This is a genomic window from Serratia sp. CY37869, assembly GCF_052168895.1.
Lineage (GTDB): Bacteria > Pseudomonadota > Gammaproteobacteria > Enterobacterales > Enterobacteriaceae > Serratia > Serratia ureilytica.
This window is the reverse complement of the sequence record NZ_JBJNLU010000002.1, coordinates 534261-553516: the sequence shown is the minus strand read 5'-3', so window position 1 is coordinate 553516 and position 19256 is coordinate 534261. Positions and strand designations below refer to the sequence as shown.

14 protein-coding genes are annotated in these 19256 nt (G+C 61.5%); 2 read left to right on the top strand and 12 right to left on the bottom strand.

All coding sequences use genetic code 11. The features are described 5' to 3' along the window. Positions 1–7: 7 nt before the first annotated feature. The 9 genes from uca to trpS all read right to left on the bottom strand — a co-directional run bounded on the left by uca (position 8) and on the right by trpS (position 14515). Positions 8–3628 (bottom strand): urea carboxylase, encoded by a 3621-nt coding sequence (gene uca, locus ACJ8J1_RS12935; RefSeq protein WP_033642330.1) that lies wholly within the window; start codon positions 3626–3628, stop codon positions 8–10. A gap of 2 nt (positions 3629–3630) precedes the next feature. After that, complete coding sequence (gene atzF, locus ACJ8J1_RS12930) at positions 3631–5460, bottom strand: allophanate hydrolase (RefSeq protein ID WP_033642329.1); 1830 nt, start codon at positions 5458–5460, stop codon at positions 3631–3633. Between the two features lie 252 nt (positions 5461–5712). Next, positions 5713–8856, bottom strand: a complete 3144-nt coding sequence (locus ACJ8J1_RS12925) for a right-handed parallel beta-helix repeat-containing protein (RefSeq protein ID WP_033642328.1) — start codon at positions 8854–8856, stop codon at positions 5713–5715. A gap of 192 nt (positions 8857–9048) precedes the next feature. After that, a complete protein-coding gene (locus ACJ8J1_RS12920; RefSeq protein ID WP_004939471.1) occupies positions 9049–9513 on the bottom strand; it encodes a DUF1456 family protein in 465 nt (154 codons plus the stop codon). 231 nt (positions 9514–9744) lie between these two features. Continuing rightward, a complete protein-coding gene (phnE, locus tag ACJ8J1_RS12915; protein WP_033642327.1) occupies positions 9745–10644 on the bottom strand; it encodes a phosphonate ABC transporter, permease protein PhnE in 900 nt (299 codons plus the stop codon). Next, positions 10641–11504, bottom strand: a complete 864-nt coding sequence (phnE, locus tag ACJ8J1_RS12910; RefSeq protein WP_033642326.1) for a phosphonate ABC transporter, permease protein PhnE — start codon at positions 11502–11504, stop codon at positions 10641–10643. The genes phnE (ACJ8J1_RS12915) and phnE (ACJ8J1_RS12910) overlap by 4 nt, the downstream gene beginning before the upstream one ends. Positions 11505–11582: 78 nt before the next feature. After that, the gene (gene phnD / locus ACJ8J1_RS12905) at positions 11583–12515 is read right to left on the bottom strand and encodes a phosphonate ABC transporter substrate-binding protein (RefSeq protein WP_004939482.1); all 933 of its coding nucleotides are present in this window, start codon (positions 12513–12515) and stop codon (positions 11583–11585) included. Between the two features lie 41 nt (positions 12516–12556). Beyond that, positions 12557–13390, bottom strand: coding sequence for a phosphonate ABC transporter ATP-binding protein (phnC, locus tag ACJ8J1_RS12900; RefSeq protein ID WP_033642325.1), 834 nt, complete (start codon positions 13388–13390; stop codon positions 12557–12559). 117 nt (positions 13391–13507) lie between these two features. Next, positions 13508–14515, bottom strand: coding sequence for a tryptophan--tRNA ligase (trpS, locus tag ACJ8J1_RS12895; RefSeq protein WP_033642323.1), 1008 nt, complete (start codon positions 14513–14515; stop codon positions 13508–13510). Positions 14516–14805: 290 nt separating this feature from the next. Here trpS and ACJ8J1_RS12890 point away from each other — a divergent pair, with 290 nt between their 5' ends. Next, the gene (locus tag ACJ8J1_RS12890) at positions 14806–15681 is read left to right on the top strand and encodes an NAD(P)-dependent oxidoreductase (RefSeq protein WP_033642322.1); all 876 of its coding nucleotides are present in this window, start codon (positions 14806–14808) and stop codon (positions 15679–15681) included. Positions 15682–15713: 32 nt separating this feature from the next. Here the strand turns inward: ACJ8J1_RS12890 and ACJ8J1_RS12885 are convergent, their stop codons facing one another. The 3 genes from ACJ8J1_RS12885 to ACJ8J1_RS12875 form a co-directional block, all read right to left on the bottom strand. Further along, positions 15714–16241: a cysteine hydrolase family protein gene (locus ACJ8J1_RS12885; protein ID WP_033642321.1), complete on the bottom strand. Its 528-nt coding sequence runs from the start codon at positions 16239–16241 to the stop codon at positions 15714–15716. Positions 16242–16275: 34 nt separating this feature from the next. After that, positions 16276–17379 (bottom strand): suppressor of fused domain protein, encoded by a 1104-nt coding sequence (locus ACJ8J1_RS12880; RefSeq protein ID WP_033642320.1) that lies wholly within the window; start codon positions 17377–17379, stop codon positions 16276–16278. 163 nt (positions 17380–17542) lie between these two features. Further along, positions 17543–18415 (bottom strand): oxygenase MpaB family protein, encoded by an 873-nt coding sequence (locus ACJ8J1_RS12875; protein ID WP_033642319.1) that lies wholly within the window; start codon positions 18413–18415, stop codon positions 17543–17545. 242 nt (positions 18416–18657) lie between these two features. Here ACJ8J1_RS12875 and ACJ8J1_RS12870 point away from each other — a divergent pair, with 242 nt between their 5' ends. Then, positions 18658–19101 (top strand): acetyltransferase, encoded by a 444-nt coding sequence (locus ACJ8J1_RS12870; RefSeq protein ID WP_033642318.1) that lies wholly within the window; start codon positions 18658–18660, stop codon positions 19099–19101. The last annotated feature ends 155 nt before the right edge of the window (positions 19102–19256 follow it).

Genomic DNA, 19256 nt, shown 5'->3' with positions numbered 1-19256 from the left:
CCTCCGTTCAGACCGCCTTTTCCAGCCACAGCAGGGCGTCGCCCGGCCCGACCGGCCGCCCCTGCCGGCAGCTGATGCGTTTAACGATCCCGGCGCGCGGCGCGGTGACCGCCAGCTCCATTTTCATCGCCTCGACCACGATCAGCGGCTGCCCGGCCGCCACCACCTGCCCCGGTTCCACCAGGATCTTCCACACGCTGCCGTTCAGATCGGCGCTGACCAGATCGCCGTCGATGGCGTCTTCTTCCTCCGGCGGCAACAGCTGCGCCTCGGCCTCGTCGTCATCGCTGCGCCAGCGCGCCACTTCGGCGCTGAACGCCTGCTGCTGGCGATGCTGGAAGTCGGCGATCGCCTCGGCGTTGTCGGCCAGGAAACGGGTGTAGGCGGCGAAGTCGAACTCGCTCTCTTCGATGCGCACCTGCATGCGCCCTTCACGGAACGCTTCGCGCTGCTCGTCCAGCTCTCGCTCGCTGACCGGGTAGAAGCGCACCTGATCGAAGAAGCGCAGCAGCCAGGGCTCACCGGCGGTGAACTGCGGGTTTTTGAGAAACTTGTTCCAGATCGGCAGCGTGCGCCCCACCAGCTGGTAACCGCCCGGCGAATCCATGCCGTAGATGCACATGTACATGCCGCCGATGCCGACCGTCCCTTCGGCGGTGTGGGTGCGCGCCGGGTTGTATTTGGAGCTCAGCAGGCGATGGCGCGGATCGAGCGGCACCGCGCAGGGCGCGCCGAGGTAGACGTCGCCCAGCCCGAGGATCAGGTAGCTGGCGTCGAACAGAATGTCGCGCACCTGCTCGCGTCGGCTCAGGCCATTGATGCGCTGAATGAAATCGACGTTGTTCGGCAGCCAGGGCGCCGAGGCGCGCACCGTCTGTTGATAGCGATCCACCGCCCCCAGCGTGGCCGAATCCTCAAACGCCATCGGCAGCCACACGGTGCGCGTCGGCACCTTCAGGTGGCTGACGTCCCCCAGCGCCCGTTCGCGCGCCAGCAGGCGCTGCAGCAGGTCGGCCTGGCTAATCTGCCGGCTGTCGTAGCGGATCTGCAGCGAACGCACGCCCGGCGCCAGCTCCGCCACGCCCGGTATCGCCCCCTCACGCAGCGACTGCATCAGCAGATGAATGCGCAGCCGCAGCGCCAGATCGAGCACATTGTCGCCGTACTCCATCAGGATGTAGCCGTCCCCCGCCTGGCGATACGCCACCGCCGGGCGCCCTTCCGCCGCCGGCAGCGCCGCCAGCACCGCGGCGGAAACGGTCTCCGCCGGGGCCAGATCCGGCGGCGGCAGGGTGATGGCCTTCACCGCCGCCAGCGCTTCGATGCTGCCAAGCTGCGCCTGTTCCAGCGACTGCGCCTGGCGAAAGCCGATCGGATGGAACCGGATGCGGTCGCCCGGCTTCACCTGCCCCACTTTCCACAGCTCGGCCTTGGCGATGGTCACCGGGCAGACGAAGCCGCCGAGGCTGGGCCCGTCGCGGGTCAGGATCACCGGGAAATCGCCGGTGAAGTTGATGGCGCCGATGGCGTACTCGCAGTCGTGCACGTTGGAAGGATGCAAACCGGCTTCGCCGCCGTCCTCCCGCGCCCACTCGGGCTTCGGCCCCGACAGGCGCACCCCGAGGCGGTTGGAGTTGTAATGCACCTGCCAGTCGGTGGCGAAAAAGGCCTCTATTGATTCGGCAGTGAAAAAGTCCGGCGCGCCGTGCGGCCCGTACAGCACGCCGATGTGCCACTGGTCGCCGTAGTGCGGGATCAGGCTGTCGTCCATCGCCTGCGGCGCGGCGATCGGCGCCGGCGTGGTGCTGGCCGCCAGCGCCGGTTGGGCGATCGCCAACATGTCCGCCACGCGCAAGGTGCGCCCGGCGTGGCCGCCGAACTGGCCCAGCGCGAAGGTGGAGCGGCTGCCGAGATACACCGGCACGTCAAAGCCGTTGCGTACCGCCAGATAGGTGCGGCAGCCGTGCGTGGCGCGCCCCAGCGTCAGCACCTGCCCGGCCCGCACCGCGATCGGCCGCCAGTAAGCGACCGCTTCGCCGTCCAAATCGGCCGGGCAGCTGGCACCCGTCAGCGCGATGGTGGCGTCGCAGTGAAAGCGCAACGTCGGCCCCTGCAGGGTAAACTCGAGCCCGGCGGCCGCCGGGTGGTTGCCGACGATGCGGTTGGCCAGCCGGAACGCGAAGTCGTCCATCGGGCCGGACGGCGGCACGCCGATGTCCCAATAGCCGAGGCGGCCGGGATAATCCTGCACGCTGCTGTAGGTACCGGGTTGCAGCACTTCGAGGCAGTGCGGCTGGAAACGCACATCGTCCAGCAGACGCGTCCAAACGTCGCCGCGCTGAAATTGCGGCGTGGCGATCACCTGCCGCAGATAATCGAGGTTGGTGGCGATGCCGTGCAAACGGGTCGCCGCCAGCGCCACGCGCAGTTTTTCCAGCGCCTGCGCCCGATCCGCGCCGTGCACGATCAGCTTGGCGATCATCGGGTCGTAAAACGCCGAGACTTCGCTGCCGGTCGCCACCCAACCGTCGAGGCGCACGTCGGTGGGGAAATGCACCTCGGTCAGCACACCGGGGCTGGGCTGGAAGTTTTTCAGCGGATCTTCGGCGTAGAGGCGCACTTCGATCGCCACACCCTGCGGCGTGCGTTGCAGCGCCGCCCAATCCAGCGCGTCGCCCGCCGCCACCTGCAGCATGCCTTCGATCAGATCCAGGCCGGTGACCATTTCGGTGATCGGGTGCTCGACCTGTAAGCGGGTGTTCACTTCCAGGAAGTAAAACTCGTCGCGCGCGGCGTCATAAATGAATTCCACGGTGCCGGCGCTGCGGTAATTCACCGACTCGCCCAGCGCCACCGCCGCCCGATGCAGCGCCTGGCGGGTCGCCGCCGGCAGGTGCGGCGCCGGGGTTTCCTCCACCACCTTTTGGTTGCGCCGCTGCAGCGAGCAGTCGCGTTCGCCGAGCGCCGCCACCCGCCCCTGGCCGTCGCCGAAAATCTGCACCTCGACGTGGCGCGCCCGATCGACGAAGCGTTCGATAAAGGCGCCGGCGTCGCGGAAGAACTGCTCTCCCAGCCGTTTGACGCTGTCGTACGCGTCGCGCAGCGCCGCCTCGTCGTCACAGCGCGTCAGGCCGATGCCGCCGCCGCCGGCGGTGCTTTTCAGCATCACCGGGTAGCCGATGCGCGCGGCGGCGGCGACCGCCTGCTCAACGCTCTCCAGCAAGCCGGTGCCCGGCGTCATCGGCACCCCGGCCAACGCCGCCAGCTCGCGCGCCCGGTGCTTGAGGCCGAACTCGCGCATCTGCGCCGCCGTCGGGCCGATAAAGGCGATGCCCGCCGCTTCGCAGGCGTCGGCAAACTCGGCGCTCTCGGACAAAAAGCCGTAGCCGGGGTAGATCGCCTGCGCGCCGGTGGCCGCTGCCGCCGCGAGGATCTTGTCGATGCGCAGGTAGCTGTCGGCGGCCTTGTCGCCGCCGAGCGCCACCGCCCTGTCGGCCTCGGCGACGTGCGGCGCATTGCGGTCGGCGTCGGAATAGACCGCCACGCTGGTTACGCCCAGGCGTTTCAGGGTGCGAATGGCGCGGCAGGCGATTTCGCCGCGGTTAGCGATCAGTACGGTAGTAAACATGTTCATGCCCCCTTAACGCTGGCGAGATAGTCGCGCCAGCCGCCAAACTCAGTGATATCCGTCGCGTCTTCCAGCGCCCAGGCTTCGCAGATAAACCCCTTCACCCGCCGGCCGTCCGCCAGCAGCAGCGTGCCGATGCCCAATGGCGCCGGGATTTCCGCCACAAACTCGCCGAAACGGGCCAGCGGAATGTCCCACAGCTCAACGCGGATCGCCGCCCCCTGCGCCGCGCGCGCCAGCCCCGGCTTCGGCGGCTCGGTATCGGCCAGCGCATACAGGCGATAGCAGGGGGCGGTAGCGGTTTGCTCCACCTGCACCGCGTCGCGCTGCGTCAGCTGGACGTTGAGCGGCATGCCACTGAGGTGAGCGCCCACTACCGCCAGACGCACGTGTCCCAAAGACGGGGCCGGCGTGGGCTGCGGCGGCAATGCCCGACCGATAGCGCCGAGCGGCAAGGCGCTTTGCCGTTGCCAGCGCACGCCAAACGCCGCCAGCGCCCGGTCATGCCAGGCGGGCGCAATCAGGGTGATGCCCGCCGGCAGACCGTCTTCGCGCAGCGGCCCCGGCAGCGCCAGCGCGCTCAGATCGGCCAGGTTGGTGAAATTGGTGTAAGTGCCGAATTGCGAATTGAACAGCACCGGCTCCTGCGCCATCTCCGCCAGGGTGCGGATAGTGGGCGCGGTCGGCACCACCAGCGCGTCGAACGGCGCCAGCCGCTGGGCGATTTGCCGCGCCAGCTCGGCGCGCAGGTATTCCGCCTTGTAGGCGTCGCAGGCGCTGTAGCCGAGGCCGTTGCCGACGATGCCGCGCACCACCGGATCGATGGCCTGCGGGCTCGCTTCCAGCACCTGCTCAATGGCCACCGTGCGCTCCGCCACCCAGGGGCCGTAATACAGCTGTTCCGCCAGAGTGCGAAACGGCGCGAAATCGAGGGGTTCCAGCGTGGCGCCGCCCGCCTGCAGCTGCGCCAGCGCTCGGTGAAACGCCCGCTCGGCCTGAACATCGCCGAAAAACTCCAGCTGGGCGGGAACGGCGAAACGCGGCGCGGCGGGGATATCCGCCGGCGCGGTATGCGGATCGGGGCGGGAATACGGGTCTGCCGCGTCAAAGCCGCTCGCCAGTTCCGCCACCAGCGCGGCATCGGCCACCGTCAGCGCGAAGACCGACACCGTATCGTTCAACCGGCAGGCCGGCACCACGCCGCGGTTGGACAACCGCCCCTTGGTCGGCTTCAGCCCGACGATGTTGTTGAACCCGGCGGGCACGCGCCCCGAACCGGCGGTGTCGGTGCCGAGCGCGAACGGCACCAGGCCGCGCGCCACCACCGAGGCGGAGCCGGAGCTGGAACCGCCGCTGACGTAGCGGCTGTCGAAGCTGTTGACCACTGCGCCATACGGTGAGCGAGTGCCTACCAACCCGGTAGCGAACTGGTCGAGGTTGGTTTTACCAAGGGCAATCGCCCCGGCGGCGCGCAGGTGGGCGACCACGGTGGCGTCCGCCGCGGCCTGATAGGTGAACGCCGGGCAGGCGGCGCTGGTCGGCCAGCCGCCAACGTCGATATTGTCTTTGATGGCGAAGGGCACGCCGAACAGCGGCAGGCGGCTGAGATCGCCGGCGACCGCCTCGAGCCTCTGTGCCAGCTGCCGGTACTGCTGCTCGCGCTGCGCCGGCGTGGCGAGATACAGCCAGGCGTTATCGTCTGGGTTCAGCCCGGCGACCAGCGTTTCGATCGTCGCACTGACGCAGGCAAGGCGTTCGCCCGCCGGGCGGGTTTGGTAATGGTGTTGCCATTCACTGAGGGTAAAACCGCACGCTACAACAGGTTCGCTCATCGACTGAATTCCATCTGGTACACAAGATGGGATTCAACAGAGCAACCGGCGTGCCAATTTTTAATCTCATGATTTCAATAAATTATAATTAAAACTTATGACAGCAGCGGCAAACGGGCTGCACCAGCGGCGCGCAGCGGGAGAACAAAAAGAGTGCAATGGCGGGATGACGCAGAGGAAAAACCGGGGCGACGCACACGCCGCCCCACAGGCCGATGGGGATAGGTCAGCCGTCAGCCGCAAGCTCAGTACCTACCATGTGGTGAGCGCTACCCTTCTCCAGGTATTGGCCGCCGTGCAAACATAAAAGAACGTGGAGTCTGCCGACCATTGGCCTATTTTACCGGGCGCAACGGCCGAAGCGGGGACAGCAACTCTGACACCTACAGGATCTCCGTTCACGTTCGCTGAATCATAAATATTCAACACTTTTATGTGGCCGGAGGAGAATTGGTTATTCGGCCCACCAATAGGATAAGCGCCGTTACCGGCCGGATAGATGCCATTATCCGCAACCGTTAACTGCTTGGTGTACAACCCGCTCCATTTAAATGAGGGTTGTCCTAAGGCGGTCGCGATATCCTTCTGCGGCGAAAAATCCGCCGGGGAGATGGATACGCCGCTGCTGGTCGTATTGTTATTAGCGCCAAGCGTAAACTTAGGTGAAAAACTAATTAAAGAAGCCCCGTCCTGAGCCAACCTGACGCCCGGTTCAAACCCCTGAAGGTTATTGCCTGGAGAAATGCCGCCAAAGTAATGGTAGCTGGTACTCCCTCCTTTGGCGGCATAGAACAGGTTATCGGAGCCGTCCTTGATACCATGGAAAATGGCCGGATAAGCGCCATGGCTGGCCCTGTCCGCCAAGGACCACGGAAGTTGCCTAGGAGCCATATCGGCGATTGCCGCGTTGGCGAATCTTGTCGTATTGCTCAGCATGTTATCAAACACAAATGCCGCCGCGATGCCGTTTACCGGTTCTGCAGCCACATTGTAAGTGGTATTACCCACGTTATAGAAACCGCCCCGACATTCAAAGGTGCTTCCATCACTCTGAAGAATAGTTTCACCTTCGCAAGTAAACTGCCCCAGGATGTTATCGGTGTTGGTTCGGGTGAGTTTGATCGCCGTAGCGCCGACGCCGCCGAACAGGTGGATATAGCAGAAACCGTTGTACCACGTTACGCTGTTGGCGTTTCCTCTCAACTCCAGCCCCACGCCGGCATCCGTATTTGTGCCACCATCGCCCGGATTGCCGGAGACCTTGATCTGACATTGAATTTCATGGAACCCCACGCCGTGGAAGGAGCTATCCCCGCCATTGCTTTCCATCAAGATGTTCGACAAGCCACGGTGGAACCGGCAAGAGTGAAAACTGACGAACTCGGTAAACGCACCGGCATAGCCGTTCAACAGATGTAAGTTCACAAAAAACTTCATAATCAGCAATCTTTCATGCCGCATGAAACAGGAACCATTGATCCGATAGCCGGTGCCCGTATATAACGCGCCCTTGGCCGGCGTAATCGTCACATCGCTGATATATCTGTTGGTATGGATCCCGGAACCGCCTTTCGACTCAAAACACGCATGATCATTAGACGTCGGCTTAAAGAAGAATTTCGTACTAATCCAATTTTCACCCTCTATCGCAATGCCTTTATCTCCGGTGTAGTTTTCTCCCCCTAAATTTAAGGTATCTGTAATGTAATAGTTGCCGGCAGGAACATAGAGCTTCTTGCAGCCTTGGCTAATCGCATAAGCGATAGCCTGTTTAAACGCCTGCGTATCATCCGTACCAACGCCAGCTGTATCATTCCAATCGCCCTTCGCGCCGAACATCTGAGGGGTAATGTGGGGCACGCCTTCATTCGGGAAGGAATACTGAATGAGTTGATTGCCCGTTACCCCTGCAAGCGTAGAGAGAATCGGTTTAAAAGCGCAATCCCAGACGTTCTTGCCAATGAGAGTCGTTTCGTCAAATGCCCCGCCTAACTCCAGCGCCCGAGCGGGAGAAGCAAGTTTAATCACATTCCCTTCAATAATGGCGTTTTTCCCATTCAAGAAACGGATATAACCAAACCCAGAGTCCGTGACCCGATTGCCGGAAAACACCGTACGGTCGCCGTACAGCTTGATCCATACCTGGCTGCTGGTCCATCCGGAGTTGGTTATCTTGTTGCCGGTCATCACGCAGCTATTGGTGAACAGGGCAACCTTGCAATTATTGATAATATTGCCTGAGAGGGTCGCCTCCGTTGCGGCAATGCCATTGAAGGCCGAGGAATTGGAGGTGCCGCAGAAATTTAAAAAATTATCTGCGATAACGGACTCAGCGACAGAAATATCGTTATTGCCGTGATAGTCGATGCCATTCTCAACGGTATCTTCAACGTGATTCCCGATAATTCGTGAATTATTCGTAGGGATTTTGGTGGGGTTATTCACTAAGGAATAGTCGATCTGAATGCCGAACCTTTCGATCGTTTTGATGTAGTTATTAGAGATATTAATGTCACTGATTCCACCCAGCGAGATGCCATAGCTGGTATTAACAATATGGTTATTGGCAACGGTCAGGTTAGTGAATGAATGAGGCGTGCCGGTCACTTCATTATTCAATGTCACCCCGCCCCCTCTTTGCGTATGCCCGGCCCCAGCGGGTTTAGCGGGTTTATGTCCATCATGAATATGATTGTTCACAATCAAGATGTCATAAGCATCTCGGTTCACGCCCGTTTTCAGCAAGATCCCGTCACCTTGGTGATTCGTCAGTTCGTTATTCTGGATTGTAATATGGCGTCCGCCACGAACGGCGATAGGTTCTTCACCCAGATCTTTAAGTAAATTGTTCTCAAGGGTAACTGACGTACAGTCAGAAAGGCCCAAAGCATCGGTATGCATGCTGATGACGCAATTTCTCACGGTGAAGTTTTCACAACGGGTGAAAGCCATGCCGGTACACGCGCGAGTGGCATACCACCAAATAGGATCTGCATCTTTCTGAGTCACCTTTCTCGTGATCCTCAGATCTTCCACGATGAAATTCGACTGTTCCACGGTATTAAAAATGTTGATTTGAGGCGTATCGTCATCCAGGTGAATTTCACCACCGCCATAAATATGGCAGTTGCTGGGGATCTGTAGAGACTGCCAAGCCGAACCCAACGTCAACCGATAGACATTCGCCATTCTGACCTGGCGTTTTTTCATCGAGTTAGCGGCGTCAATCGCCACTTTAGCGAACATGGCGCTAACGGCATCTCGATCGTCAGCCAGGCCATCGCCTACGGCGCCGAACTGCTCAGGGGTATATTCAGCGAATTCGCCGCCGTCATTGACCTGAGCAGCGACATTTTTTGCGTTGAACTGCGGATCTTCTTTTGACATTTGAGCCATTGAATTACTCCTCTGGATTTTACGTTTCAATCGACATTGAATTGAACGAACCCTAAAAAAGTAACCGGATGGGCGGCACGCCCTCCATCGATGGCGGGTGGCTGAGGGCCAGTACAACAAAGGTAGGAGGGAGGAGACAATAAAAAAGGCGCAACCTTGCGATTGCGCCTGATGTTCGGTGAACGCTGCGCGTTACTCGCCGCGAACGCGCTGCGCCAACCCTTTGAGGAAGTAGCGCAGCATCTGATCGCCGCACGGGCGGTAATTCTTGGTGCCCTCTTTGCGGAACAGCGCGCTCAGCTCCGGCTTGGAGATGCGGAAGTCCACCGCGGTGAAGATCTGGTGCATGTCGGTATCTTTCAGCTCGAACGCCACGCGCAGCTTTTTCAGCACCAGGTTATTGGTGATCGGCAGTTCAACCGCCGGCGCCGGGAACTTGTCGTCCTTGCCGCGCTTGAAGAACACCAGGCCGTTGAGGAAGTGCGCCATCACTTCGTCAGGGCACTTCTCGTAGCCCGGCTCGCCTTCTTTGATCACGTAAGCGTCCATCGCCGACACCGCCACCTCGAAATCGTCCAGTTTGATAATCTCGACCATTTTGGCGTTGTTAATGCTCAGCATATAGCGCACGCTGCGCAGCACGTCGTTGTTCATCATGGGATTGCATTGCCTTTACTTGTCTAACGGGGACGTGCGCATTGTAAAAAAATGCCCCATACCCAAAATAATTGGAGTTGCATCGCGGCGGCAAATTTGTAAGCCCCCGAAGCATAGTTAACTATGTGACCGGGGCGCGCAAATGCAGCCAACAAAGAGGCAGCTCCAAGTATGACGGGTATGGCCGCACACCTTGAATGTGCGGCAGTATAGGGATCGGCAAGGGGTTTCTCAATCGATTTGGCTTTTTTGCTGATACAGCGGGATATCTTCGCCGATGATGTACTTGTTGCGCAGCATCGACGAGACCTTGTCCATGATCATCACCACCACCACCAGGATCAGGGTGATGAACATCACTACGTCCCAGTTCCACAGCCGCATATTCTCCGCATACACCAGGCCGATGCCGCCGGCGCCGACGAAGCCCAGCACCGCCGCTGAGCGGGTGTTGGACTCGATCTGGTACAGGCTGAGCGCCAGGAAGGTGGGGAACGACTGGGTGAAGATGCCGTAACGGTGCTTCTGCAACCCGTTGGCGCCCACCGCCGTCAGGCCGCGGCTGGGGGACTTGTCCACCGCCTCATGGCCTTCGGCGTACAGTTTACCCAGCAGCCCGACGTCCTGCATCACGATAGCCAACACCCCGGCGAGCGGCCCCATGCCGACGGCGCGCACGAAGATCAGCCCCCAGATCGCCATGTCGATGCCGCGCAGCACGTCCAGCAAGCGGCGCACCAGCACCGAAATTGGCCGCAGCAGCGGCGTCGACATCACGTTGCGCGCGGCGAAGAACGACAGCGGCAGCGCGATCAGCGACGCGGTGATGGTGCCGGCGAACACGATGGCGATGGTGATGCCGATCTGCTGGAAGTAGTACATGAACGGCCAGTTGGCGAAGTCATGCCAGACGAACATGCGCAGGAAATAGCGCCCCAGCTGCTGGCAGCCGTTGATAAACTGCGGCCAGCTAATGCCGAAGACCAGGAAGAAGAACACGTAGTACAGCACGATCGCCAAGGCGATCAGGCCGACGGTGCGCAGGTAGCGCCCCTGCTGCGCGAAGATCGCCGGATGCTGCTGTTTCAACTGGCGCAGCGTTTCCGCCGATGCCGGAGTGCCCGCTGTCATTTTGCCCCCTCCACCACGCGCTTGCGCAGCTCACCCGACACGTAGTCGAGCACGGAAACCACCACGATGATCAGCAGCAGCGTCATGCTGACCTGATCGTAACGGTCGAGTTTAATGTTGGTCATCAGCTCCTGGCCGATGCCGCCCGCCCCCACCAGCCCCAAAATGGTCGACTGGCGGAAGTTGATCTCCAGCCGCATGAAGCTGTAGGAGAGAAACACCGGCTTCACCTGCGGCCACAGGCCGAAGCGCATGCGCTGCAGCGGCGTGGCGCCGCAGGCCGCCAGCCCGCGCACCGGTTTGTTGGAGGCGGTTTCGAGCGATTCGTAGAACAGCTTGGTCAGGCTGCCGATGGTGTGCAGCGCCAACGCCAGGAAGCCGGGAATGGCGCCGATGCCGAACGCCATCACGAACATCACCGCCCACGCCAGCTCCGGCATGGTGCGCAAGAACGCCACCAGCGTGCGGATCGCGAGCCGCACCGAGGCCGGAGTATAGGTGTTGCCGGCCGCCAGAAATGCCAGCACGGTCGCCACCAGCACCGAGAAAATGGTCGCCGCCAGCGCCAGCTGCAGGGTCTCCCAGATCAGCGGCAGCTGAATGTTCAGGCGATAGCCCCAGTAGGCCAGCGAGCCTTCGGTACGCCCATCGGCGAACAGCAGGTGCCAGTGCAGCGTCGGCACGGTTTCGGCCAGGTAGTCGAAGAAGTGCGGAATAGACACCCAGACGGTGTGCAGGTTGAACTCGGCGAGGTTGCCGGCGCCCAGGTACAGCACCACCAGCCCGAGCGACCACAGCAGCGCTTCGCGCTTTTGCTTGCTGCGGATCCGTTGGTAATAGTGTGCGAAATCGGTATTCAAAACAGGTCTTCCATCGTTATGGAACAAGGGGTTCAGCATGCTGAACCCCTTCATTCGGGCGGCCGAGGCAGCCGGGAATCAACGGTCGCCTTTGGTCAGCTCGCGCTTCATATCGATGATGGTCTGGTATTCCGCCAGGGTGGTGTCGCCGATGTGCTGTTTGCCGCCCATCGCTTTGATAAAGCACGCGTGATCGTCTTTATCCAGCTTCTTGATGGCGGTGACCACTTTGGCCTTGAAGTCGGCCGGCAGCGAGTTGCTCACCAGGATCGGGCCGTTCGGGATCAGCGGCGACTGCCAGATGATGCGGATCTGTTTCATCAGGTCCGGATGATCCATGCGGATCATGCGGGTGAACGCGCCGCTGGTGTAGCCGGTGTTGTAGTCGCCGATCATCGACGCCCAGGTCACCGCGCCTTCGAACTGGCCGTTCAGCACGCCGAGGATGTCCTGCTCGTGGCCGCCGGAGAAGGTGACGCTGGAGAAGGTGTTGTTGTATTTGTTGTCGACCGTGCCGCCGAACAGCTTTTTAAACGCCTGGTTCGGGATCAGGAAGCCGGAGGTGGAATCCGGATCGGCGAAGCCGATGGCCTTGCCCTTCAGGTCTTCCAGTTTCTGGTACGGGCTGCCGGCCTTCACCACCACCACCGAGTGGTAGCCGCGCGACTGGTCGACGTCGTCAACCGCGATGCCGACGATGTCCACCGCTTTCGGATCCTTGATGTAAACCGAAGCGAACGACGACGGCGACATGCTGAGCACCAGGTCAATCTTGCCGCCCAGCAGGCCCTGGATCACGCCGGAATAGTCGGACGAGTTGCGCAGCTTGGTATCGACGTTCAACTCTTTATCCAGGAACTGCTTCACGCACTGGTTATCGCCGATCTGCTGGGTGGCGTTCTGGCCGCCGAGAATGCCCAGGTTCAGCTCTTTCGGCGCATCCGCTGCGGCAGCATTAAATACCATCATCGCGCCGGCCATCAGGGTGGTCAGACTCAATACTTTTTTCATTAGGTGTGCCTTGTGTGTAAAGGGTAAAGGTCAAAAGTGCTTCAATGGATCTGATTGGCTTCTTCGCCATACAGCTGGTGCAGGATCCGTTCGTTCAGTTGCGAAGGATGCCCGTCAAACACGATCTTCCCGTGGGCGATGCCGATCACCCGCGAGCAATACTCTTTCACCAGTTCGACCGAGTGCAGGTTCACCATCACCGCGATGCCGTCTTCGCTGATTTTCTGCAGCGCGTCCATGATGCGGCGGGTGTTTTTCGGATCGAGCGACGCCACCGGCTCATCGGCCAGCAGGATTTGCGGGTTTTGCATCAGCGCGCGGCAGATGGCGACGCGCTGCATCTGGCCGCCGGAGAGGTGCTCGGCGCGCTGCAGCGCGTGCGGCAGCATGTTGAGCCACTGCAACAGCTCGATGGCGCGAGCGCGGTCGGCGTCATCGAACAGTTTGAAGAAGGATTTCAGAGTGGACGTATGGCTCAGACGGCCCAGCAGCACGTTGGTCATCACGTCCAGCCGCGGCACCAGGCAGAAGTCCTGGAAGATCATGCCGCAGCGCGCGCGCCACTGGCGCATCTGGCGGCCGGCCAGCTGAGCGATATCCTGCGCCGCACCATCGTCTTCGAAGTGCAGCATCTCGCCGCAGCTGGAAGGAATGGTGCCGTTCAGGGTGTGCAGCAGCGTGGACTTGCCCGCGCCGGAACGGCCGATCACCGCCACGAATTCGCCGGCGTGCAGATCGAAATTGATGTCATCCAGCACGCGCTGCTGCGCTTTGTAGGCCTTGCCGAGCCCCTTTACCGATAACACTTTGCGGGATGCGGCGGCGTGCTGCCCTGGAAAGTCGTGCTGTGCCAATTTTAACAGTGCCTGAGCCATATGATTTCTCTGGTTTCAGTGGCTAATCATTATGGGCACCTATTAACGGATAAGTTTATGACAGTGGGATGATCGTTTTATGGCCGGGGCGTGACGCGTGCCGCCCCGGCGTTCGCCTCACGCCAGGGTGAAGAAGTCCAGCCCCAGCGCCGTCTTGACCTGTTGCAGCGTCTGTTGGCTGACCTGATGCGCGCGGCGGGTACCGTGCTGCAGGATGCGCGTCAGCTCGCCTTTATCGGCGATGAATTCGGCGCGGCGGGTGCGGATCGGCTCAAGCAGGCTCTGCAGGCAATCCTCCAGCAGCCGTTTGATTTTCACGTCCCCCAACCCGCCGCGCCGATAGTGCGCCTTCAGATCCGCCACCAGCGCGGCGTCTTCGCAGAAGGCGTCCAGGTAGGTGAACACCATGTTGCCCTCCACCCGGCCGGGATCGCTGACGTTGAGATGGCCGGGGTCGGTGAACATACTCATCACCGCCTTATGCACCTCGTCGGCGCCGGCGCCAAGCTGGATGGCGTTGCCGCGCGATTTCGACATCTTGCCCTGCCCGTCCAGCCCCGGCAGACGCCCGACGTTGCTCAACAGCGGCTGGCACTCCGTTAATATCGGTTGGCCGACGATGTGGTTGAAACGCCGCACGATCTCATTGGTTTGCTCCAGCATCGGCAGCTGATCCTCGCCGACCGGCACGTGGGTGGCGCCGAAGGCGGTGATGTCCGCCGCCTGGCTGACCGGATAGATCAAAAAACCGGCCGGCAGGCTGCGGGCGAAATCCTTCTCGGCGATTTCGCTTTTCACCGTCGGGTTGCGTTCCAGCCGCGCCACGCTGACCAGATTAAGGTAGTACATCGTCAACTCGGCCAACGCCGGCAGCGCCGACTGCAGGCAGATCGTAGTCTTGTGCGGATCGATGCCGACCGCCAGATAGTCGGCCACGACGTTGAGCACGTTGGCGCTGATTTTTTGCGGGTTGTTGCCGTTGTCGGTCAGGCCCTGCAGATCCGCCACCATCACCGTTTGGTTATGCTGGTGCTGCAGTTCGACGCGCTGGCGCAGCGAGCCGACGAAGTGGCCTAAATGCAGTGGGCCGGTGGCGCGATCGCCGGTAAGAATGGTGTAGCTCATGACAGTGCTCCTGAAGGTCTGTAGACCGCCGGATCAACGCCACAAAAAATAATGCCGCCAAACCGGCGGCATTAAAAAGAGATGTGAATACTCGTGCCGCCTCAGAAGAGGCGCCACCATGACTGATTGTGGGTGGAGTGCATCGATATATTCATGCCATCAAGGTATACCCGCAGCGGCAGCGCGTCAATAGCCCGCCGCCGGCGCGTAAGACGGCGTTACACTCCGGCATTTGCGTTCCTGGCCTGGCGCGCTAGGGTAAAACCTTCAACCTGAAAAAGGAGCGCATGATGAAGATCGGATTTGCCGGACTGGGTGGGATGGGCAGCGCCATGGCGGCTAACCTGGTGAAGGCGGGATTTGCGTTGACGGTATGGAACCGTTCGCCGCAGGCGGCGCAGCCGCTGGTGAGTGCCGGCGCGCAGCAGGCCGAACGGCCGGAGCAGCTGGCCGATGCCGACGTGCTGATCACCATGCTGGCCGACGATGCCGCCACGCAACAGGTGGTGGTTGACAGCGGGTTGCTGCAACGGATGAAACCGGGCGCGCTGCATATCAACATGGCAACCATCTCGGTCGAACTCGCCCAGCGTTTGACGGCGCTGCATGCGGAACACGGCATCGGCTATCTCGCCGCGCCGGTGCTGGGACGGGTCGACGTGGCCGCCGCCGGCAAGCTGAATATTCTGGCGGCCGGCGATAGCGAGCTACTGAAGCAAGCGCAGCCGCTGTTCGATGCCCTCGGCCAGAAAACCTGGCACTTCGGCGCCGATCCGGCGCAGGCCAACGTGGTCAAAATCGCCACCAACTTTACCCTGGCCAGCGCCATTGAAGCGATGGCGGAAGGCAGCGCGCTGGTGCGCAACTACGGCGTTTCCGGCGCCGACTACCTGCAGATGCTGAGCGGTACCGTCTTCGCCGCCCCGGCCTATCAGGGCTATGGCGCGCTGATCGCCGCCGAGAAGTATTCACCCGCCGGATTCCGCTTGGCGCTGGGGCTGAAGGACGTCGGGCTGGCGCTGGCCGCCGGCGCCGACAGCCATACGCCGATGCCGTTCGCCGGGGTGCTGAAAGACAATTTCCTCGACGCGATGGCGCAGGGGGATGCGGATCTGGACTGGGCGGCGCTGGCCAAGGTAGCGGCGCGACGAGCGGGCCTGAAATAACGAACGGGGGCGTTGGCCCCCGTTTTCCGTACTCAGAACACGATGTCCGCCGCGGGCACGGCGCGGATCGGCACGCCGAAGCTGTCGATATTCGACAACGTCTCGTTATGGTGGGTACGGATCAGCAAACCATCGGCATAGGATTTGTCGTGGCAGGTATGCGCATCCGCCGCCAACGTCACCGGATAACCGTGCGCCGCCGCGCTGCGCACCGTGGTATCGATGCAAAACGGCGTGGAGTAGCCGCAAACCACCAACTGCGATACGCCGTTGGCGATCAGTAACGCGCCGAGCGAAGTGCGCAGGAACGAGTCCGGCGTGGTTTTATCCACCCGATGGTCGCCCGGCGCCACCTTCAGCGCCGCGAGCACTTGCCAGGCGGCGCTGCCGTGCGGCAGTTCGTCGTCCGGCGTATGGTGCTGAATCACGATCACCGGCACACCCGCCTGGCGGGCGCGCTCGCTCAGTTGGTTGATGCGCGCAACGGTGCCCGCGGCATCCGCCGGCGGCGGCGTAAACAACCCTTCCTGCACATCGATAATCAACAGCGCGCTGGTCATGGCGGCTCCCGAAGAGAAGACAAGACAAGTCGCGTCAGCACACCGGCTGGCGCGGGCGGAAAATATGGTCGACGCCCTGCTCGCGCAGCCTGTGCACCAGATCGTGCCCGCCGTTCGGCGTGGCGTGCGCCAGCTGGCGCTCGGCGGTAAACACCGGGCTGGCCCAGAACAGGTTCACCGGGTCGCCATACTGCTGAGGCAACGTCAGGTGCGCGTGATGCGGGTAGAAGGACGACGATAAAATATAGCCTTCATAGCCCAACGGCGCCACGTCGGACTCCAGCGTATGCCCTTCGCCGATCCAGGTCAGCCGCGCCCAAGGGGCGTGAGCGAAACCGGCCAGCGCGCTGGCCATCTGCACCGCGTTGTCTTCGGTCATGTATTGGCTGTCGATGGCGATCGCCATCTCCATGCGGCGATAGCGCGAAGCCTCATCGTTGAACAGGATCTCCACCCACGGCATCGGCCGAATGCTGACGCCCATGGTGAGGAAGTAATAGATGCCGTCGCGCTCGTGCTGAGTGATGGCCATCGGCGGCCACTTGCCCTGATCGATGGCGTAGTATTTTACCGAAGGGCCGAAATGCTGCTCATAGCGCGCCTGAAAATCGCGCTGCATCTTCGGCCACGGATTGCCCTCTTCACGCTGCCAGCTGCGCCAAAACTGGCGGGTGCTTTCCGCCTGCGCATATTGCGTGTTGGTCGAGGCCGAACCGAGCGGATAGGCCAACGGGCTCTCCTTGATGCAGCTGGCCGAATAGCACACCGAATGGTCGATATACAGGCTCCAGCCGGGGATCACCGCCAGCAGTTGGCCGTAATACCACAGGGCCGCGCCGTCGTCGCTTTCGCTCCACACCACCATCAGCCCTTCCGGGTTCAGCGGCGCTTCCCCTTCCAGGTTGCGGCAAAATTCCGCCGCCAGCATCGGCGGTTGCCCCTGCTCCAGCGCGGCGCGATCTTCCTGCAACGGCGCGGCGGCCAGATTGCGCAGCCAGCAGGCGCGCACCTGATAGCGATCGCTGTAGGCTTCGGCGGGATAGATGTAAAAATAGGCTGCCCGGTGATCTTGCTGAACCACCGCGACCAGCGTCTGGTTCTCATTGCTGACTTCAGCAAGTACGTATGACTCGTTCATATCACCTCAATAGGGTCAGGGCGCGGCAGAATCGGCTGCGCGCAAAAAATGGAATGTGGCTTTGCCCTCAAGTGTAAAACGCATTACTGGCCGGATCACCCGTAAAAGTCTCAAAAACGGCCGTAAACGAAGATAAACAAAGGTTAATTATAGCGGCTGCGGCTCATGACGCCTGAGTGATGCGCCGCACCGCGCGCTGATAGGAACCGTTGCGCATCGACGCGCCCAGCACTTTGCCGAGGCCTGCAGCCCCCGTTCGCACCAGCCGCCGCCGCAACGCGCCCGGATGAAAGCCGAACTGCCGCTGCGCCCAATCGGGCAACAGATCGATGCCCGCCTGCATCACCACCCCGCCGAGCGGGCGCGCCAACGCGCTCGGCGCCGGCGCCTTCAGCAGAATGCGCGCCACCTCTTGGGTGCGTTCGTCACAGACCAGCTGCGGCCGCATCGCCTGCAGATAGTCGTCTACTTCCGCGCAGGACTGAGGGATAGCGGTCGCCCCCAGCGCGGCGGCCACGCGCGCCGCTTCGCGATAGTATTGATCCTGCAAATCGCGGGAAAGATGCGGGTTGCGGTAGCGCAGGTGGCTGGCCAGAAAACGGCTGCTCTCCGCCACGTGCACCCAGGTCAGCAGCGCCGGATCGCTGGCGGCATAGGGCGTGCCGTCGCTGCCGACGCCGGTCACCCGCAGGTGGATGGCTTTGACTTTGGCGATCAGCCGCTCCGCCTCGGCGGTCGGGCCGAAGGTGGTGACCGACACGAACTGGCTGGTGCGGCGCAGGCGGCCAATCATATCGTCGCGGAAGTTGGAGTGCTCCCATACGCCGGCCAGCGCCAACGGGTGCAGCATTTGCAACAGCAAGGCGCTGACGCCGCCGCACAGCATCGGGGTGAAATCGCGGTGTACCTGCCAGATGACAGACTGCGGGCCGAACAGCCCCGGATCGCCGGGCGGATTCTCAAAATCGACGCCGCCGAGCGCCAACCCGGTCAGGCTGAGCACCTGTTTTTCTATCGCTGCGCGTACCGCTTCCATCCTGCCGCCCTCTTGCTCATTCAGCGGCCAGTGTATCACGCGGCGAGCGCCTCATTGCGCCCTGCGGCGGTTGAAAGCTTTAACTTACTGAATTACAGTTGTTATACCGCTTGCAACCAGGCGGGCCTATTCGATCCACTGCAGAGGCGCTTTGCAGGGCGTTAACCCACGTTAATTCGGCACTAACCCCACAAAACCTCTATCTAGTTTCTTTTCCTTCAACTTAGATAGCAGAGAGTTCGATGATTACCATCAGAGCACGCGCGGCGGAAGACAACGCGCAATTGGCAGATATCTGGCTGCGTTCGGTGCGCGCCACTCACCACTTTTTAACCGAAGACAACATCGCACAACTGTTCCCGCTGGTGCTGAACGACTATCTGCCGGCGGTCAACGTTTGGGTGGCCGAAGAGCAGCCGGGGCATCCCTGCGGCTTTATCGGTCTGAACGGCAACAAGGTGGAGATGCTGTTTATCGACGCCGATCAGCGCGGCAAAGGCGTGGGCAAAGCGCTGCTCACCCACGCGGAAACGCTGCACGATGAGCTGCAGCTGGACGTGAACGAGCAAAATCCGCAGGCCAGCGGCTTCTACCGCCACTACGGTTTTGTCATCACCGGCCGCTCACCGCTCGACGGCCAGGGCAACCCGTTCCCGCTGCTGCACATGAAGCTGGAAAAACGCTAGTCCGCCCCCGCCGGCCGCCCTGCGGCCGGTTTTCTCCCCCTTCTCTCGCCCGCCGCCTAATATATCAAATCAGAATAAGTAATAGATTTTACATTCTTCCTGTCACTATCAACCCTCGGTAGGATTGCCCGGTATTCACCCGCAACAGAGGTTCC

Bases quoted from the DNA above. Each gene is read 5' to 3' on its own strand.
- phnC (WP_033642325.1), bottom strand. From the start codon at position 13,390: ATGGCTCAGGCACTGTTAAAATTGGCACAGCACGACTTTCCAGGGCAG.
- ACJ8J1_RS12875 (WP_033642319.1), bottom strand. From the start codon at position 18,415: ATGGAAGCGGTACGCGCAGCGATAGAAAAACAGGTGCTCAGCCTGACC.
- ACJ8J1_RS12880 (WP_033642320.1), bottom strand. From the start codon at position 17,379: ATGAACGAGTCATACGTACTTGCTGAAGTCAGCAATGAGAACCAGACG.
- ACJ8J1_RS12925 (WP_033642328.1), bottom strand. From the start codon at position 8,856: ATGGCTCAAATGTCAAAAGAAGATCCGCAGTTCAACGCAAAAAATGTC.
- ACJ8J1_RS12885 (WP_033642321.1), bottom strand. From the start codon at position 16,241: ATGACCAGCGCGCTGTTGATTATCGATGTGCAGGAAGGGTTGTTTACG.
- phnD (WP_004939482.1), bottom strand. From the start codon at position 12,515: ATGAAAAAAGTATTGAGTCTGACCACCCTGATGGCCGGCGCGATGATG.
- phnE (WP_033642327.1), bottom strand. From the start codon at position 10,644: ATGACAGCGGGCACTCCGGCATCGGCGGAAACGCTGCGCCAGTTGAAA.
- ACJ8J1_RS12920 (WP_004939471.1), bottom strand. From the start codon at position 9,513: ATGATGAACAACGACGTGCTGCGCAGCGTGCGCTATATGCTGAGCATT.
- ACJ8J1_RS12890 (WP_033642322.1), top strand. From the start codon at position 14,806: ATGAAGATCGGATTTGCCGGACTGGGTGGGATGGGCAGCGCCATGGCG.
- ACJ8J1_RS12870 (WP_033642318.1), top strand. From the start codon at position 18,658: ATGATTACCATCAGAGCACGCGCGGCGGAAGACAACGCGCAATTGGCA.
- uca (WP_033642330.1), bottom strand. From the start codon at position 3,628: ATGTTTACTACCGTACTGATCGCTAACCGCGGCGAAATCGCCTGCCGC.
- trpS (WP_033642323.1), bottom strand. From the start codon at position 14,515: ATGAGCTACACCATTCTTACCGGCGATCGCGCCACCGGCCCACTGCAT.
- atzF (WP_033642329.1), bottom strand. From the start codon at position 5,460: ATGAGCGAACCTGTTGTAGCGTGCGGTTTTACCCTCAGTGAATGGCAA.